This window comes from Serratia sp. X3, assembly GCF_014982455.1.
In the GTDB taxonomy this organism is placed as follows: Bacteria; Pseudomonadota; Gammaproteobacteria; order Enterobacterales; family Enterobacteriaceae; genus Serratia; species Serratia ureilytica.
Genome location: NZ_JADCNB010000006.1, coordinates 33,085 through 47,585, shown reverse-complemented (window position 1 = coordinate 47,585; position 14,501 = coordinate 33,085). Strand labels below are relative to the sequence as shown.

Genomic DNA, 14,501 nt, shown 5'->3' with positions numbered 1-14,501 from the left:
TCGCGCCCGAAACGGCTATTGACCTGGGAACGCGATGTGATTGAGATTTTGTATCAGGATGAACACCTGGTGGCGGTGAACAAACCGTCGGGCTGGTTGGTGCACCGCAGTTGGCTGGACCGTCATGAAACTCGCTTTATGATGCAGACGGTGCGCGATCAGCTCGGGCAGCACGTTTTTACCGTGCACCGTCTCGATCGTCCGACCTCCGGCGTGCTGCTGATGGCGCTCTCCAGCGAGGTGGCGCGTCTGCTGTCACAGCAGTTCGAGCAGCATCAGGTGCAGAAAACCTACCATGCGGTGGTGCGCGGTTACGTGCAGGAGGGGGCGACCCTCGACTACCCGCTGACGACGGAGCTGGATAAAATCGCCGATAAACATGCCGATGCCGACAAGGGGCCGCAGCCGGCGGTGACGCACTACCGGCCGTTGGCGCAGGTAGAGATGCCGGTGGCCGTCGGCCGCTACGACAGCGCGCGTTACAGCCTGGTGGAGCTGCAGCCGGAAACCGGCCGCAAGCACCAACTGCGGCGCCATATGGCGCACCTGCGCCATCCGATCATCGGCGACAGCAAGCATGGCGATCTGCGGCAGAACCGCGGTATGGCGCAGCATTTCGGCTGCCCGCGCCTGATGCTGCACGCCAGCCATCTGCAGCTGTCGCACCCGGTGACCGGCGAACCGCTGCAGGTGACGGCGCGCTGGGACGAGGCCTGGCAAGGGGTGATGGCGCAGTTCGGTTGGGCAGGGGTATTCCCTGAACTTGCCGGGGTTGAGTTTAGCGCGGCTAACGGTCAGGATAGCTGACAATTTTTAAAGGTAATGAAGGGAGTAGGAGCCATGGCTCAGGTTGGTATCTTCGTGGGAACGGTCTACGGCAATTCGCTGCTGGTGGCGGAAGAGGCGCAAAACATCCTCAGCGAGCAGGGCCATGAGGTCAAACTGTTCGAAGAGGGCACGCTGGAGGCCTGGCAGTTTTATCGTCAGCACTACGCGCTGGTGATCACCTCCACCACCGGGCAGGGCGATCTGCCGGACAGCATCGCGCCGCTGTTCCACGCTATCCGCGATCAGGTTGGCTATCAGCCGGAGCTGCGCTATGGGCTGATCGCCCTCGGCGACAGCAGCTATGACCACTTCTGCGGCGCCGGGCGCACGTTCGATGCGCTGTTGCAGGAACAGGGCGCCACTCGCGTTGGCGAAGTGCTGGAAATCGATGCGATGGAACAGCCGGAGCCGGAAGTGGTCGCCTGCCCGTGGGTCGAGCAGTGGGGCACGCTGCTGCAGTCATAACGTAAAAAGGCGCCGCAAAAGGGCGCCTTAACGATGATGCGGGTCAACCGATCCGCATTATTTGCCGCGGGTGAGTTTTTCCAGATCGGCTTCGATCTCGGCGATCTTGTGCGACACCACGCCTTCGAGATGGCGCAGGTCGTCGAGGATTTTACGCTTCAGATCCACTTCCACCTGATCGCGTTGGCACAGCTGATCCAGCTCGTCGATCACGTAACGCAGGTTCGGGTTGATCTCGTGAATTTCCTTGTAGCCCTGGCCGGCGTTGTCCGCCACCACGGTTTTACGCTGGCGCGGATACTTGAACTTCACGCTCTTGGCGAAGAACTCGCCCTTGTCCTTGCGGAAATAGATCTTGAGGATGTCGTTGTTGGCCTCTTGACGCAGGCTATAGCGATCGACGTCTTCCGGTTGATTGATGCCCAAACTCTTCAAGTTATCGTACATACTGCGCCCTCTTTAGATGTGATCGTTATATTCCACGACTGCGATTATGGCGGAAAGCGAGATCTGCGACTGTGACTGCCAGCGAAACGCAGACAAAAAAATAGCGGGTGAATCACCCGCTATTTCAATTTAGTCGATAGTGCGCAATAACTCATTAATGCCGACTTTACCGCGCGTTTTGGCGTCGACTTTCTTGACGATCACCGCGCAGTACAGGCTGTAAGAACCGTCTTTCGACGGCAGGTTGCCGGAAACCACCACCGAACCCGCCGGCACGCGGCCGTAATGGATTTCGCCGGTCTCGCGGTCATAGATGCGGGTGCTCTGGCCGAGGTAGACGCCCATCGAAATCACCGAGCCTTCTTCCACGATCACGCCTTCCACCACTTCGGAACGCGCACCGATGAAGCAGTTGTCTTCGATGATGGTCGGGTTGGCCTGCAGCGGCTCGAGCACGCCGCCGATGCCGACGCCGCCGGACAGGTGAACGTTTTTGCCGATCTGCGCGCAAGAACCGACGGTGGCCCAGGTGTCGACCATGGTGCCTTCGTCGACGTAGGCGCCGATGTTAACGTAAGACGGCATCAGCACGGTGTTGCGAGCGATGAACGCGCCCTGGCGCACGGTGGCCGGCGGCACGACGCGGAAGCCTTCCTTCTGGAAGCGCGCTTCGTCGTAGTCGGCGAATTTCATCGGCACTTTGTCGTAGTAGCGGGTTTCTGCGCCGTCCATCACCTTGTTGTCGTTGATGCGGAAAGAGAGCAGCACGGCTTTCTTCAGCCACTGATGGGTGACCCATTGACCGTCGATCTTCTCGGCGACGCGCAGGGCGCCGCTGTCCAGCAGGCCGATCACCTGGTTTACCGCTTCGCGCGTTACGGTGTCTACGTTCGCCGGGGTGATGTCCGCACGGCGTTCGAAGGCGCTTTCAATAACGTTCTGTAATTGCTGCATGCTGTTCTCTTTCCTGATGTTGTCGGTAAAAAGTTACTTGTATCACATTTTATCGTTTGGGGTGAGGGCCTCTGTCAACCGTTGCTCCAACTTTCTGCGCGTTTCTTGGTCGAGCGCGCGCCGCTCGCCGTCGGCCAGGATGAACAAATCCTCGACCCGCTCGCCGATGGTGGAAATGCGCGCGCCGTGCAGCGACAGCCCCAGATCGGCGAACACTTCGCCCACCCGCGCCAGCAGGCCAGGTTGGTCGAGCGCGGTCAGCTCCAGGTAGCTGCGGCGATCGGTATGGGTCGGCAGGAAGGTGACCTCGGTCGGCACGCTGAAGTGGCGCAGCTTGGAAGAGGGGCGGCGCACGCGCGGCGGCTGGTACTCCCGCTGGGTGATGGCCTGCAGCAGCGCCTGGCGGATCGCCGCGTGGCGATCCTGCGCCAGCGGGCTACCGTCTGGCTCCAGCACAATAAAGGTGTCCATCGCCATACCGTCGCGGTTGGTGAAGATCTGGGCGTCGTGCACGCTCAGGTTGCGGCGATCCATCTCCCCGGCGACGGCGGCGAACAGATAAGGACGATCCGGGCTCCAGATGAAGATCTCGGTGCCGCCGCGCGTCGCCTGGCGGCTGACCAGCACCAGCGGCTGGGTGGAATCGTGGGCTAGCAGATGGCGGGCGTGCCAGGCCAGCTGATTCGGCGAGTGGCGCAGGAAATAGTCGGCGCGGCAGCGGCTCCAGATGCGGTGCAGCGCCTCTTCGTCGATGTTGTCCATGCGCAGCAGCGCCAGCGCCTGCAGCCGGTGGTGGCGCACGCGTTCGCGCAGATCCGGGCTGTTTTGCATGCCGCGGCGCAGCTGTTTCTCGGTGGCGAAATACAGCTCGCGCAACAGGCTCTGCTTCCAGCTGTTCCACAGGGTTTCGTTGGTGGCGCAGATATCCGCCACCGTCAGGCATACCAGGTAGCGCAGGCGAGTTTCGCTCTGCACTTCGCTGCTGAACTGCTGGATCACCGTCGGATCCTGGATATCGCGGCGCTGCGCGGTGACCGACATCAGCAGGTGGCAGCGCACCAGCCAGGCCACCAGTTGGGTTTCTCGCGAGTTGAGGCCGTGCAGCTCGGCGAACTCCACCACGTCCTCCGCGCCGAGGATCGAGTGATCGCCGCCGCGCCCTTTGGCGATATCGTGGAACAAGGCCGCCAGCAGCAGCAGTTCCGGGTGCGGCAGGCGCGGATACAGTTCCACGCACAGCGGATGGCGCGGCCGGGTTTGCGGATCGGCGAAGCTCTCCAGCTTCTGCAGCACCCGGATAGTGTGTTCGTCGACGGTATAGGCGTGGAACAGGTCGAACTGCATCTGCCCGACGATCTTGCCCCACTGCGGCATATAGGCCCACAGCACGCTGTGACGGTGCATCGGCACCAGCGCGCGCGACACCGCGCCGGGATGGCGCAGAATGGCCATGAACAGATCGCGCGCTTCCGGGATGGTGCACAGCGGCTGTTTCAGGTGGCGGCGCGCGTGGCGCAGCTGGCGCACGGTGGTGGAGTAAATGCCTTTGATCTCGCGGTTGCGCACCATCAGGTAGAACATGCGCATGATGGCTTGCGGCTCGCGGATGAACAGCGTTTCGTCACGCAGATCGATCAGATCGCCGCGCAGTTGGAAATCGTCGTTCAGCGGACGCGGTTTTTCGGTGGCGTCCAGCGCCAGGATGGCCTCGTCGAACAGCTGCAGCAGCATGTGGTTCAGCTCGCTGACGCGCCGCGTCATGCGGTAGAAGTCTTTCATCATGCGCTCGACCGGTTCGTTGCCTTCGCCTTCATAGCGCAGCAGCTGCGCGACGCTGAGCTGGCGATCGAACAGCAGACGGTTGTCGTAACGCGGCAGCACCAGATGCAGCGCGAAACGGATGCGCCACAGGAAGCTTTGGCACTCGTTCAGCTCGTTGCGCTCGGCCTGGGTGAGGAAACCGAAGCCGACCATTTCGTCCAGCGAGGTGGCGCCGAAGTGGCGGCGCGCCACCCACAGCAGTGTGTGGATGTCGCGCAGGCCGCCGGGGCTGCTTTTGATATCCGGCTCCAGGTTATAGCTGGTGCCGTGGTAGCGCTGATGACGTTCTTGCTGCTCGTTGATCTTGGCGTGGAAAAACTGCGGCGAAGGCCAAAAGCCGTCGCTGAAGATATGTTTTTGCATCTGCAGGAACAGCGCGACGTCGCCGCAGATCATGCGCGATTCGATCAGGTTGGTGGCCACGGTCAGATCCGCCAGCCCTTCCAGCAGACACTCTTCCAGGGTGCGCACGCTGTGGCCCACTTCCAGCTTGAGATCCCAAAGCAGGGTGATGAATTCGCCGACCCGCTGCGACTGTTGCTCCGTCAGCCGGCGCTGGCTGAGCACCAGCACGTCGATATCCGACAGCGGGTGCAGCTCGCCGCGGCCGTAGCCGCCGACCGCCACCAGCGCGGTTTCCGGGATATCTTCAAAGCCGTAGAACGTCCACAGCCGGCGCAGCAGGCGATCGATGAAGTCGCTGCGCGCCGCCACCAGGCTTTCTGCGCTGGAGCCGGCGTCGAACGCCGCCGCCAGCCACAGCTGGAACTGCTCCAGCCGCTGTTTCAGCACCGGGCAGGTGAGCTCGTCGTCGCCGTAGGCGCTGGGGGAGGCGGGCGGCATCGGCACGGCCGGGGCCGCCTGTTGAAGAAGATTGTCAGACATAGTGCGCAGCCCATAAAAAAGGCCGGCATAAGCCGGCCTGGTGATATTCCGCACGCGGCGTTCGCCGCGGTGCTTACATCTCGTGCGTAATGATGTTGGGGATGGTGTCATCCTTGCGCAACGTCATTATCTCGCAGCCGTTATCAGTCACCACAATAGTATGCTCATACTGCGCCGACAAGCTGCGATCTTTGGTTTTTACCGTCCAGCCGTCTTTCATGGTGCGGATGCGGTAATCGCCGGCGTTGACCATCGGTTCGATGGTGAAGGCCATGCCCGGCTGCAGCACCACGCCGCCGTCGTCCGCGTCATAGTGCAGCACCTGCGGCTCTTCGTGGAACACTTCGCCGATGCCGTGGCCGCAGTACTCGCGCACCACGGAGAACTTCTCGGCTTCGACGAATTGCTGGATAGCCTTGCCCAGGGTGCGCAGACGGATGCCCGGTTTGACCATCTTCAGCGCCAGATACAGGCTTTCCTGAGTGACGCGGCACAGGCGCTCGCCCAGAATGGTCGGTTTGCCGACGATGAACATCTTCGAGGTGTCGCCGTGGAAACCGTCTTTAATCACGGTCACGTCGATGTTGACGATATCGCCGTCTTTCAGCGTTTTGTCGTCGCTCGGGATGCCGTGGCACACCACTTCGTTCACCGAAATGCACACGGATTTCGGGAAGCCGTGATAGCCGAGGCAGGCGGAAATGGCCTGCTGTTCGTTGGTGATGTACTCGTGACAGATACGGTCCAGCTCGCCGGTGGTCACGCCAGGTTTGACGTGCGGCTCGATGATTTCCAGCACTTCGGCTGCCAGGCGGCCGGCCACGCGCATTTTTTGGATGTCATCAGGTGTTTTAATTGAGATTGCCATGAAATTCGTCCGCAGGTGTCGTTATCGTCGACAATAAGAAGCAGTGACTTATGGTATCAGCCCGGCCGGGGGCTGCCAAATTTCATTTCCTGACGCCCGGCGAAACGCAACAAAAGTTGGTGTCGGCGGCGGGTTTATGGTATAAAGCGCGCCGGCGATCCGTGTCTTGGTTCTTGTGACCTGGCGGGAATGGGCCGAAAATACTTTAACTGCACTCATTTTGTGTAAATAACACACACGTATCGGCACATCCGCCGGGGTGCCCTGAGGTGACTTGTCGCCGCCAGGGTCGGCGTTATGGGATACGTGGAGGCATAACCCCAATTAATCTATAGAGGTTTAATCATGGCAACTGTTTCCATGCGCGACATGCTCAAGGCTGGTGTTCACTTTGGTCACCAGACCCGTTACTGGAACCCGAAAATGAAGCCTTTCATCTTCGGCGCTCGTAACAAGGTTCACATCATCAACCTGGAGCAGACCGTACCAATGTTCAACGCCGCTCTGGCTGAACTGAGCAAGATCTCTTCCCGTAAAGGCAAGATCCTGTTCGTTGGTACCAAACGCGCAGCAAGCGAAGCGGTAAAAGACGCTGCGAACAGCTGTGACCAGTTCTTCGTGAACCACCGCTGGTTGGGTGGCATGCTGACTAACTGGAAAACCGTTCGTCAGTCCATCAAGCGTTTGAAAGATCTGGAAATCCAGTCTCAAGACGGCACCCTGGACAAGCTGACCAAGAAAGAAGCGCTGATGCGCACTCGTGAACTGGCCAAGCTGGAAAACTCCCTGGGCGGTATCAAAGATATGGGCGGTCTGCCAGACGCACTGTTCGTTATCGATGCCGATCACGAGCACATCGCGATCAAAGAAGCCAACAACCTGGGTATCCCGGTATTCTCTATCGTTGATACCAACTCCAACCCAGACGGCGTTGACTTCATCATCCCTGGTAACGACGACGCAATCCGTGCAGTAAACCTGTACCTGACTGCTGTTGCTGCCGCTGTGCGTGAAGGTCGTTCTCAAGATCTGGCCGTTCAGGCGGAAGAAGGCTTCGTAGAAGCTGAATAATAAGGCAAGCTCGTCACTGAGCCCTTATTAACCAGGTATTGACATATGTTGGTTAGGGGGGCCTGTAAAGGCCCCCTTTGCTTATCTGAATGAGAACTGTCTCCACGCGAGATAACCGAGGAAAAATAAATGGCTGATATTACCGCTGCCCTGGTAAAAGAACTGCGCGAGCGTACCGGCGCTGGCATGATGGATTGCAAGAAGGCGCTGGTTGAATCCAACGGCGACATCGAACTGGCAATCGAAAACATGCGTAAGTCCGGTGCGATTAAAGCCGCTAAAAAAGCAGGCAACGTGGCTGCTGACGGCGTGATCAAAACCAAGATCGAAGGCAACTACGGCATCATTCTGGAAGTTAACTGCCAGACTGACTTCGTTGCGAAAGACGCCGGTTTCCAGGCGTTCGCCGACAAAGTGCTGGATGCCGCTATGGCCGGCAAAATCACTGACGTTGACGTGCTGAAAGCACAGTTCGAAGAAGAGCGCGTAGCGCTGGTGGCAAAAATCGGCGAAAACATCAACATTCGTCGCGTTGCTTCCCTGGAAGGCGACGTGCTGGGCAGCTACCTGCACGGCGCGCGCATCGGCGTTCTGGTTGCGGCTAAAGGCGCTGACGAAGAGCTGGTTAAGCAAATCGCAATGCACGTTGCGGCGAGCAAGCCAGAGTTCGTGAAGCCAGAAGACGTGTCTGCTGAAGTGGTAGAAAAAGAGTACCAGGTTCAGCTGGACATCGCCATGCAGTCCGGCAAGCCGAAAGAAATCGCAGAGAAAATGGTTGAAGGCCGCATGAAGAAATTCACCGGCGAAGTTTCTCTGACCGGTCAGCCTTTCGTTATGGATCCGAGCAAATCCGTTGCTCAGGTGCTGAAAGAGCACAACGCTGACGTCACCAACTTCATTCGCTTCGAAGTGGGCGAAGGCATCGAGAAAGTCGAAACCGACTTCGCTGCTGAAGTTGCCGCGATGAGCAAACAGTCTTAATGACTGTCGATGGAACCGCCGTCTGGCGGTTCCATACTATCCAGCCAGAATTACACCGGTGGCAGGCCCTGCAGCGTGATGCTCACCTCAGGCGCGTTTCATCGGCTGAAATCCCCAATACTAATACTGCTTCTTAGGACAGAACACCATGGCAACCAATGCAAAACCCGTATATCAGCGTATTCTGCTTAAACTGAGTGGCGAAGCCCTGCAAGGTGCAGAAGGTTTTGGTATCGACGCCAGCGTTTTGGATCGCATGGCTCAGGAAGTGAAAGAGCTGGTCGAACTGGGAATTCAGGTCGGTGTAGTTATTGGCGGCGGGAACTTGTTCCGCGGCGCGGGGCTGGCGCAAGCCGGCATGAACCGCGTAGTGGGCGACCACATGGGAATGCTGGCTACCGTGATGAACGGCCTGGCTATGCGTGATGCACTGCACCGTGCCTATGTGAACGCCCGCCTGATGTCAGCGATCCCGCTGAACGGCGTATGTGATAATTACAGCTGGGCAGAGGCGATCAGCCTGCTGCGCAACAACCGCGTGGTGATCTTCTCCGCCGGTACCGGCAACCCGTTCTTTACCACCGATTCCGCCGCTTGCCTGCGCGGCATCGAGATCGAAGCGGACGTGGTGCTGAAAGCCACCAAAGTGGATGGCGTATACTCCGCCGATCCGGTGAAAAACCCGGATGCGACGCTGTATGAACAATTAACCTATCAGGACGTGCTGGAGCGCGAGCTGAAAGTGATGGATCTGGCGGCGTTTACGCTGGCCCGCGATCACGGTCTGCCGATCCGCGTGTTCAACATGAACAAGCCTGGTGCGCTGCGCCGCGTGGTGATGGGTGAGAACGAAGGTACGCTGATCAGCAAATAAGGCTGTTCACACCTCTTTTTCGGAGCGCGTGACGCCAGGCGCCGCGCGCTCTTCGAGTACGATTACGGGCTATACTTGAGTATCGCCTGCCAAGTAACCAGCTTCCAAGGGTTTGCAACGTGACTAATGAAATCAGAAAAGATGCTGATTCACGCATGGAAAAAAGCGTAGAAGCATTCAAAAACCAAATCAGCAAGATCCGTACCGGCCGCGCTTCTCCAAGCATTCTGGACGGCATCATGGTGGAATACTACGGCGCCGCTACGCCGCTGCGTCAGCTGGCCAACGTGACCGTGGAAGACTCCCGCACGCTGAAAATCAACGTATTCGACCGCAGCCTGAGCCAGGCCGTTGAGAAAGCGATCATGAGCTCCGATCTGGGCCTCAACCCGTCTTCCGCCGGTTCTGACATTCGCGTTCCGCTGCCTCCGCTGACCGAAGAACGTCGTAAGGATCTGATCAAGATCGTGCGCGGCGAAGCCGAGCAGGGCCGCGTAGCGGTGCGTAACGTGCGTCGCGACGCCAACGACAAGGTCAAGGCGCTGCTGAAAGATAAAGAGATCAGCGAAGACGAAGAGCGTCGTTCACAAGACGAGATTCAGAAAATGACCGACGCTTACATCAAGCTGGTCGACGCCGCGCTGGCGGAGAAAGAAAAAGAGCTGATGGAATTCTAATCAGCATCGCGCAGAAAAAAAGCGTCGCCTGGGCGGCGCTTTGTTTTTTGTGGCGCAGATCCCGTTTCATCGTACTGAAAGATCATGGACAAGCGGTGTCCAAGGTTCCACACTGGAGCACCTCCGATCTCATCAGACAGTTATTCAGAGTGAACTCATGAAGCAACTGACCATTCTTGGCTCGACCGGCTCGGTAGGGACCAGCACCCTGGCCGTGGTCAGGGCGAATCTCGACCGTTTTGCGATCAAAGCGCTGGTGGCCGGCCGCAACGTTGCGGTCATGGCGCAGCAATGCATGGAATTTCGGCCTGCGTTTGCCGCGATGGCGGATGAAAGCGCCGCGTGCGAGCTGCGCGCTATCCTGGCGGAGAACGGCGTCGCTACCGAAGTGTTGGCCGGGGAACAAGCGGCCTGCGAATTGGCCGCTTTGGATGACGTCGATCAAGTGACGGCGGCCATCGTCGGCGCCGCGGGGCTGTTGCCGACGCTGGCGGCGATCCGCGCGGGCAAGCAGGTGCTGCTGGCCAACAAAGAGTCGCTGGTCACCTGCGGCCGCCTGTTTATGGACGCGGTGAGGCAAAGCCAGGCGCAACTGCTGCCGCTCGACAGCGAGCACAACGCGATTTTTCAGAGTTTGCCTGAGAACATTCAGCGCCAGTTGGGATACTCTTCACTGGACAGTCATGGTGTTTCGCGCATCGTGCTTACCGGTTCCGGCGGCCCATTCCGCACCACGCCGTTGGAACAGTTCGCCGCGATGACGCCGGATCAAGCCTGCGCCCACCCAAACTGGTCGATGGGCCGCAAGATCTCGGTGGATTCCGCCACCATGATGAACAAAGGTCTGGAATACATTGAGGCCCGCTGGCTGTTTAACGCCTCGGCCGAGCAAATGGAAGTGATCCTGCACCCGCAGTCGGTGATTCACTCGATGGTGCGCTATGCCGACGGCAGCGTGCTGGCGCAGTTGGGGACACCGGATATGCGCACGCCAATCGCTCATGCGATGGCGTATCCGCAGCGTGTGAATTCCGGTGTGGAAGCGCTGGACTTCTGCCGTATCGGTTCGCTGACCTTCGCCGAACCGGAGCGTGAGCGTTATCCTTGCCTGTATTTGGCGATCGAAGCGTTCGATGCCGGCCAGGCGGCCACCACCGCGCTGAACGCGGCCAACGAAATCGCCGTGGCGGCATTTTTGCAGCAGCAGATTCGCTTTACCGATATCGCGGCGGTCAATCGCCAGGTGGTGGAACGTCTCGCGCTGCAGGAACCGACGAGCATCGAAGCGGTCTTAGACATTGACCGTCAGGCGCGCGCCGCCGCTGAGGAGCGGGTTCGCGCGTTGTGCGGCCGATCACGGTGATTATCCGATTTTGCTCGTCATTCGCGTGCGCCGCAGCGGGGCCGTTTGTTCATGCCCCGCTGAGGTGGTATAGTCTGCGCCACCTGTCAGCGGTTATACCGTTGAATTATGGCCCGATTGGCGCCTTGTGCGTCAATGGCGGCCCGGCTGCGCCGGGTATCGCAAGGGCAGGCTGAAAGCCGTGTCGGGCACACGGCTTTTTTTGCGCGTAAGGGCCTGATGTTCCGGAAAGGCAGTTATATTTCTATTGAGGAAATAAGTACGAGTTATGTCGTCCGCAAACCAACAAGAGGCTAATCCATCTTCCCCGGGGCCGCGCCATGTCGCCATTATCATGGACGGTAACGGACGCTGGGCCAAACGTCAGGGCAAGTTACGTGTCTTCGGTCATAAAGCAGGGGTGAAATCGGTTCGCCGCGCGGTCAGTTTTGCCGCCAGCCACCATTTAGATGCGCTCACGCTTTATGCCTTCAGCAGCGAAAACTGGAACCGTCCGGTGCAGGAAGTCTCTGCCCTGATGGAGCTTTTTGTCCGCGCTTTGGATAGTGAAGTAAAAAGCCTGCATAAACATAACGTCAGGCTGCGAGTGATCGGCGATATCAGCCGATTCAGCGCGCGTTTGCAGGAGCGGATCCGCCGCTCTGAAGCTCTGACGGAAAATAACGATGGCCTGACGCTCAATATCGCTGCCAACTACGGCGGCCGTTGGGATATCATTCAGGGAGTAAGGGAACTGGCCGAACAGGTACGGGTAGGCGAGTTGCACCCGGATCAGATCAGCGAGGAATTATTGAACGAGCGGGTTTGCATGAGCGACCTGGCGCCGGTGGATCTGGTTATCCGCACCGGTGGCGAGCATCGCATCAGTAATTTCCTGCTGTGGCAAATCGCCTATGCTGAACTTTACTTTACTGATGTGCTCTGGCCTGATTTCGATGAACTTGTCTTTGAAGGTGCGCTGAATGCATTTGCACAACGTGAGCGCCGCTTCGGGGGAACAACACCTAACGGCGCCGATGCGTCCTAGGGAGAACTTTTGCTGAAGTATCGCCTCATAACTGCTCTGATTTTAATCCCGATCGTTATCGCGGCGCTGTTCCTGTTGCCGCCGTTGGCCTTTGCTCTGGTAACGCTCGTCGTGTGCATGTTAGCTGCCTGGGAGTGGGGCCAATTGGCCGGTTTTACCTCCCGTTCGCAGCGCATCTGGTTGGCGATACTGTGCGGTTTTCTGCTTGCGCTGATGATGCTCAGCGTCCCCGCTTACCATCAATCCGTGCCACAGATAAGCGGCTCGCTGTGGCTGTCGTTGGCCTGGTGGCTGGCGGCGTTGCTGTTGGTGCTGTTCTATCCCGGCTCGGCCGCTATCTGGCGCAATTCGCGCCCGCTGCGCCTGCTGTTTGGCCTGCTGACCATCGTGCCGTTCTTCTGGGGCATGCTGGCGCTGCGCCAGTACGGTTACGAGCAAAACCCGTTTACCGGCGCCTGGTGGCTGCTGTATGTGATGTTGCTGGTGTGGGGCGCGGATTCCGGCGCCTACATGTTCGGCAAGCTGTTCGGCAAGCATAAGCTGGCACCGAAGGTCTCACCGGGCAAAACGTGGGAAGGGTTGATCGGCGGGTTGCTGACGTCGGCGGTGATCTCGTGGCTGTTCGGCCGCTATGCGCCGCTGAACGTGGTGCCGACCACGCTGCTGGCCTGTTCGGTGATCGCCGCGCTGGCTTCGGTGCTGGGCGATTTGACCGAAAGCATGTTCAAACGCGAAGCGGGCATCAAGGACAGCGGGCATTTGATTCCCGGTCATGGCGGCATACTGGATCGTATCGACAGCCTGACCGCGGCGGTGCCGGTGTTTGCCTGCCTGATGCTGTTGGTGTTTTAATCCGTCGATGACGGAAAGTGAGGGATGATGGTCAGCGTGCTTTGGAACCTGGTGGCGTTTCTGATTGCGCTCGGTATCTTGATTACCGTGCATGAGTTCGGACACTTTTGGGTTGCCCGTCGTTGCGGCGTGCGCGTTGAACGCTTCTCCATCGGCTTCGGCCGGGCGCTGTGGCGCCGAACCGATCGCCAGGGCACCGAGTACGTTATCGCGCTGATCCCGCTCGGCGGCTACGTGAAGATGCTGGACGAGCGCGTGGAGTCGGTGGCGCCGGAGATGCGCCACCAGGCCTTCAACAATAAAACCGTCTGGCAGCGCGCGGCCATCATCAGCGCCGGCCCTATCGCCAACTTCCTGTTTGCTATCCTTGCCTACTGGCTGGTGTTCATCATCGGCGTGCCGAGTTTCCGTCCGGTGATCGGCGAAATCGCGCCGCAATCGATCGCCGCCAAGGCTGAAATTTCGTCTGGCATGGAACTAAAGTCGGTTGACGGCATCGAAACGCCTGATTGGGAGTCAGTTCGTCTGGCGCTGGTGGCGAAGATTGGCGATGCGCAAACCGAAGTCGGCGTAGCGCCGTTCGGCTCTTCGCAGGTGGTGACCAAAACCCTGGACTTGCGCCAGTGGAACTTTGAACCGGACAAGCAGGATCCCGTTGTCGCACTGGGGATTATGCCGCGCGGCCCGCAGATCGAATCCGTGTTGGCGGAAGTGCAGCCGAACTCGGCGGCGCAAAAGGCGGGTTTACAAGCGGGGGACAGGATCGTTAAAGTCGATGGTCAGCCGTTGGGTCGTTGGCAGACGCTGGTGAAGCGTATCCACGATGGCCCGGGGCAACCGCTGGCTTTGGAGATTGAAAGAAACGGCGCCCCCTTGTCTTTGACGCTGATACCGGATACAAAGCCGGTGGGAAAAGACAAATCGGTGGGGTTTGCAGGCATCATTCCAAAGGTGCTGCCGCTGCCGGAAGAGTATAAGACGATTCGTCAGTATGGACCGTTCCCGGCGCTGTATCAGGCCGGCGACAAGACCTGGCAGCTGATGCGGCTGACGGTCAACATGCTGGGCAAATTAATAACCGGTGATGTAAAGCTGAACAACCTGAGTGGCCCGATCTCGATTGCACAGGGAGCTGGGGCGTCAGCCGGAGTCGGATTCGTGTATTATCTGATGTTCCTGGCGTTGATTAGCGTCAACCTGGGGATCATCAACCTGTTCCCATTACCGGTGTTAGATGGTGGGCATCTCCTCTTCCTGGCGATAGAAAAGCTGAAGGGTGGGCCGGTTTCCGAGCGAGTACAGGACTACAGCTACCGCATAGGTTCGATCGTGCTGGTGTTGTTGATGGGTCTTGCACTTTTCAATGATTTTTCCCGCCTTTAGGGGCG

Annotated in this window: 14 protein-coding genes; 10 read left to right on the top strand and 4 right to left on the bottom strand. The window is 58.9% G+C overall.

Translation table 11 applies throughout. The features are described from left to right. Positions 1–36: 36 nt before the first annotated feature. Together truC and IMX17_RS19955 are read left to right on the top strand one after the other, a co-directional pair. Entirely contained in the window at positions 37–807 is a 771-nt protein-coding gene (gene truC / locus IMX17_RS19960; protein ID WP_182265791.1) for a tRNA pseudouridine(65) synthase TruC, read from the top strand. A gap of 33 nt (positions 808–840) precedes the next feature. Continuing rightward, positions 841–1,293 carry a flavodoxin gene (locus IMX17_RS19955; protein WP_046899062.1) on the top strand — a complete coding sequence of 151 codons (453 nt, stop codon included), beginning with the start codon at positions 841–843 and terminating at the stop codon, positions 1,291–1,293. 57 nt (positions 1,294–1,350) lie between these two features. On the opposite strand, the gene IMX17_RS19950 is transcribed toward IMX17_RS19955, so the two are convergent. The 4 genes from IMX17_RS19950 to map all read right to left on the bottom strand — a co-directional run bounded on the left by IMX17_RS19950 (position 1,351) and on the right by map (position 6,268). After that, positions 1,351–1,740 (bottom strand): DUF3461 family protein, encoded by a 390-nt coding sequence (locus tag IMX17_RS19950; RefSeq protein WP_004931929.1) that lies wholly within the window; start codon positions 1,738–1,740, stop codon positions 1,351–1,353. A gap of 129 nt (positions 1,741–1,869) precedes the next feature. Then, positions 1,870–2,694 carry a 2,3,4,5-tetrahydropyridine-2,6-dicarboxylate N-succinyltransferase gene (dapD, locus tag IMX17_RS19945; protein WP_004931932.1) on the bottom strand — a complete coding sequence of 275 codons (825 nt, stop codon included), beginning with the start codon at positions 2,692–2,694 and terminating at the stop codon, positions 1,870–1,872. A gap of 42 nt (positions 2,695–2,736) precedes the next feature. Next, positions 2,737–5,400 carry a bifunctional uridylyltransferase/uridylyl-removing protein GlnD gene (gene glnD, locus IMX17_RS19940; RefSeq protein ID WP_033652507.1) on the bottom strand — a complete coding sequence of 888 codons (2,664 nt, stop codon included), beginning with the start codon at positions 5,398–5,400 and terminating at the stop codon, positions 2,737–2,739. A gap of 73 nt (positions 5,401–5,473) precedes the next feature. Continuing rightward, positions 5,474–6,268, bottom strand: coding sequence for a type I methionyl aminopeptidase (map, locus tag IMX17_RS19935; RefSeq protein ID WP_028127527.1), 795 nt, complete (start codon positions 6,266–6,268; stop codon positions 5,474–5,476). 345 nt (positions 6,269–6,613) lie between these two features. Here map and rpsB point away from each other — a divergent pair, with 345 nt between their 5' ends. The 8 genes from rpsB (at position 6,614) to rseP (ending at position 14,496) form a co-directional block, all read left to right on the top strand. Then, entirely contained in the window at positions 6,614–7,339 is a 726-nt protein-coding gene (gene rpsB / locus IMX17_RS19930; RefSeq protein ID WP_016929891.1) for a 30S ribosomal protein S2, read from the top strand. Positions 7,340–7,468: 129 nt separating this feature from the next. Continuing rightward, the gene (gene tsf / locus IMX17_RS19925) at positions 7,469–8,320 is read left to right on the top strand and encodes a translation elongation factor Ts (RefSeq protein ID WP_016929890.1); all 852 of its coding nucleotides are present in this window, start codon (positions 7,469–7,471) and stop codon (positions 8,318–8,320) included. A 148-nt stretch (positions 8,321–8,468) separates the two neighbouring features. Further along, positions 8,469–9,194, top strand: coding sequence for a UMP kinase (gene pyrH, locus IMX17_RS19920; RefSeq protein WP_004931940.1), 726 nt, complete (start codon positions 8,469–8,471; stop codon positions 9,192–9,194). Positions 9,195–9,313: 119 nt separating this feature from the next. Beyond that, positions 9,314–9,871: a ribosome recycling factor gene (frr, locus tag IMX17_RS19915; RefSeq protein WP_025160240.1), complete on the top strand. Its 558-nt coding sequence runs from the start codon at positions 9,314–9,316 to the stop codon at positions 9,869–9,871. A gap of 157 nt (positions 9,872–10,028) precedes the next feature. Continuing rightward, the gene (ispC, locus tag IMX17_RS19910) at positions 10,029–11,234 is read left to right on the top strand and encodes a 1-deoxy-D-xylulose-5-phosphate reductoisomerase (protein ID WP_193550154.1); all 1,206 of its coding nucleotides are present in this window, start codon (positions 10,029–10,031) and stop codon (positions 11,232–11,234) included. A 268-nt stretch (positions 11,235–11,502) separates the two neighbouring features. Beyond that, entirely contained in the window at positions 11,503–12,261 is a 759-nt protein-coding gene (ispU, locus tag IMX17_RS19905; RefSeq protein ID WP_033644874.1) for a (2E,6E)-farnesyl-diphosphate-specific ditrans,polycis-undecaprenyl-diphosphate synthase, read from the top strand. A gap of 9 nt (positions 12,262–12,270) precedes the next feature. Then, a complete protein-coding gene (gene cdsA / locus IMX17_RS19900; protein WP_046899064.1) occupies positions 12,271–13,113 on the top strand; it encodes a phosphatidate cytidylyltransferase in 843 nt (280 codons plus the stop codon). 27 nt (positions 13,114–13,140) lie between these two features. Then, complete coding sequence (gene rseP, locus IMX17_RS19895) at positions 13,141–14,496, top strand: sigma E protease regulator RseP (protein ID WP_025304033.1); 1,356 nt, start codon at positions 13,141–13,143, stop codon at positions 14,494–14,496. The last annotated feature ends 5 nt before the right edge of the window (positions 14,497–14,501 follow it).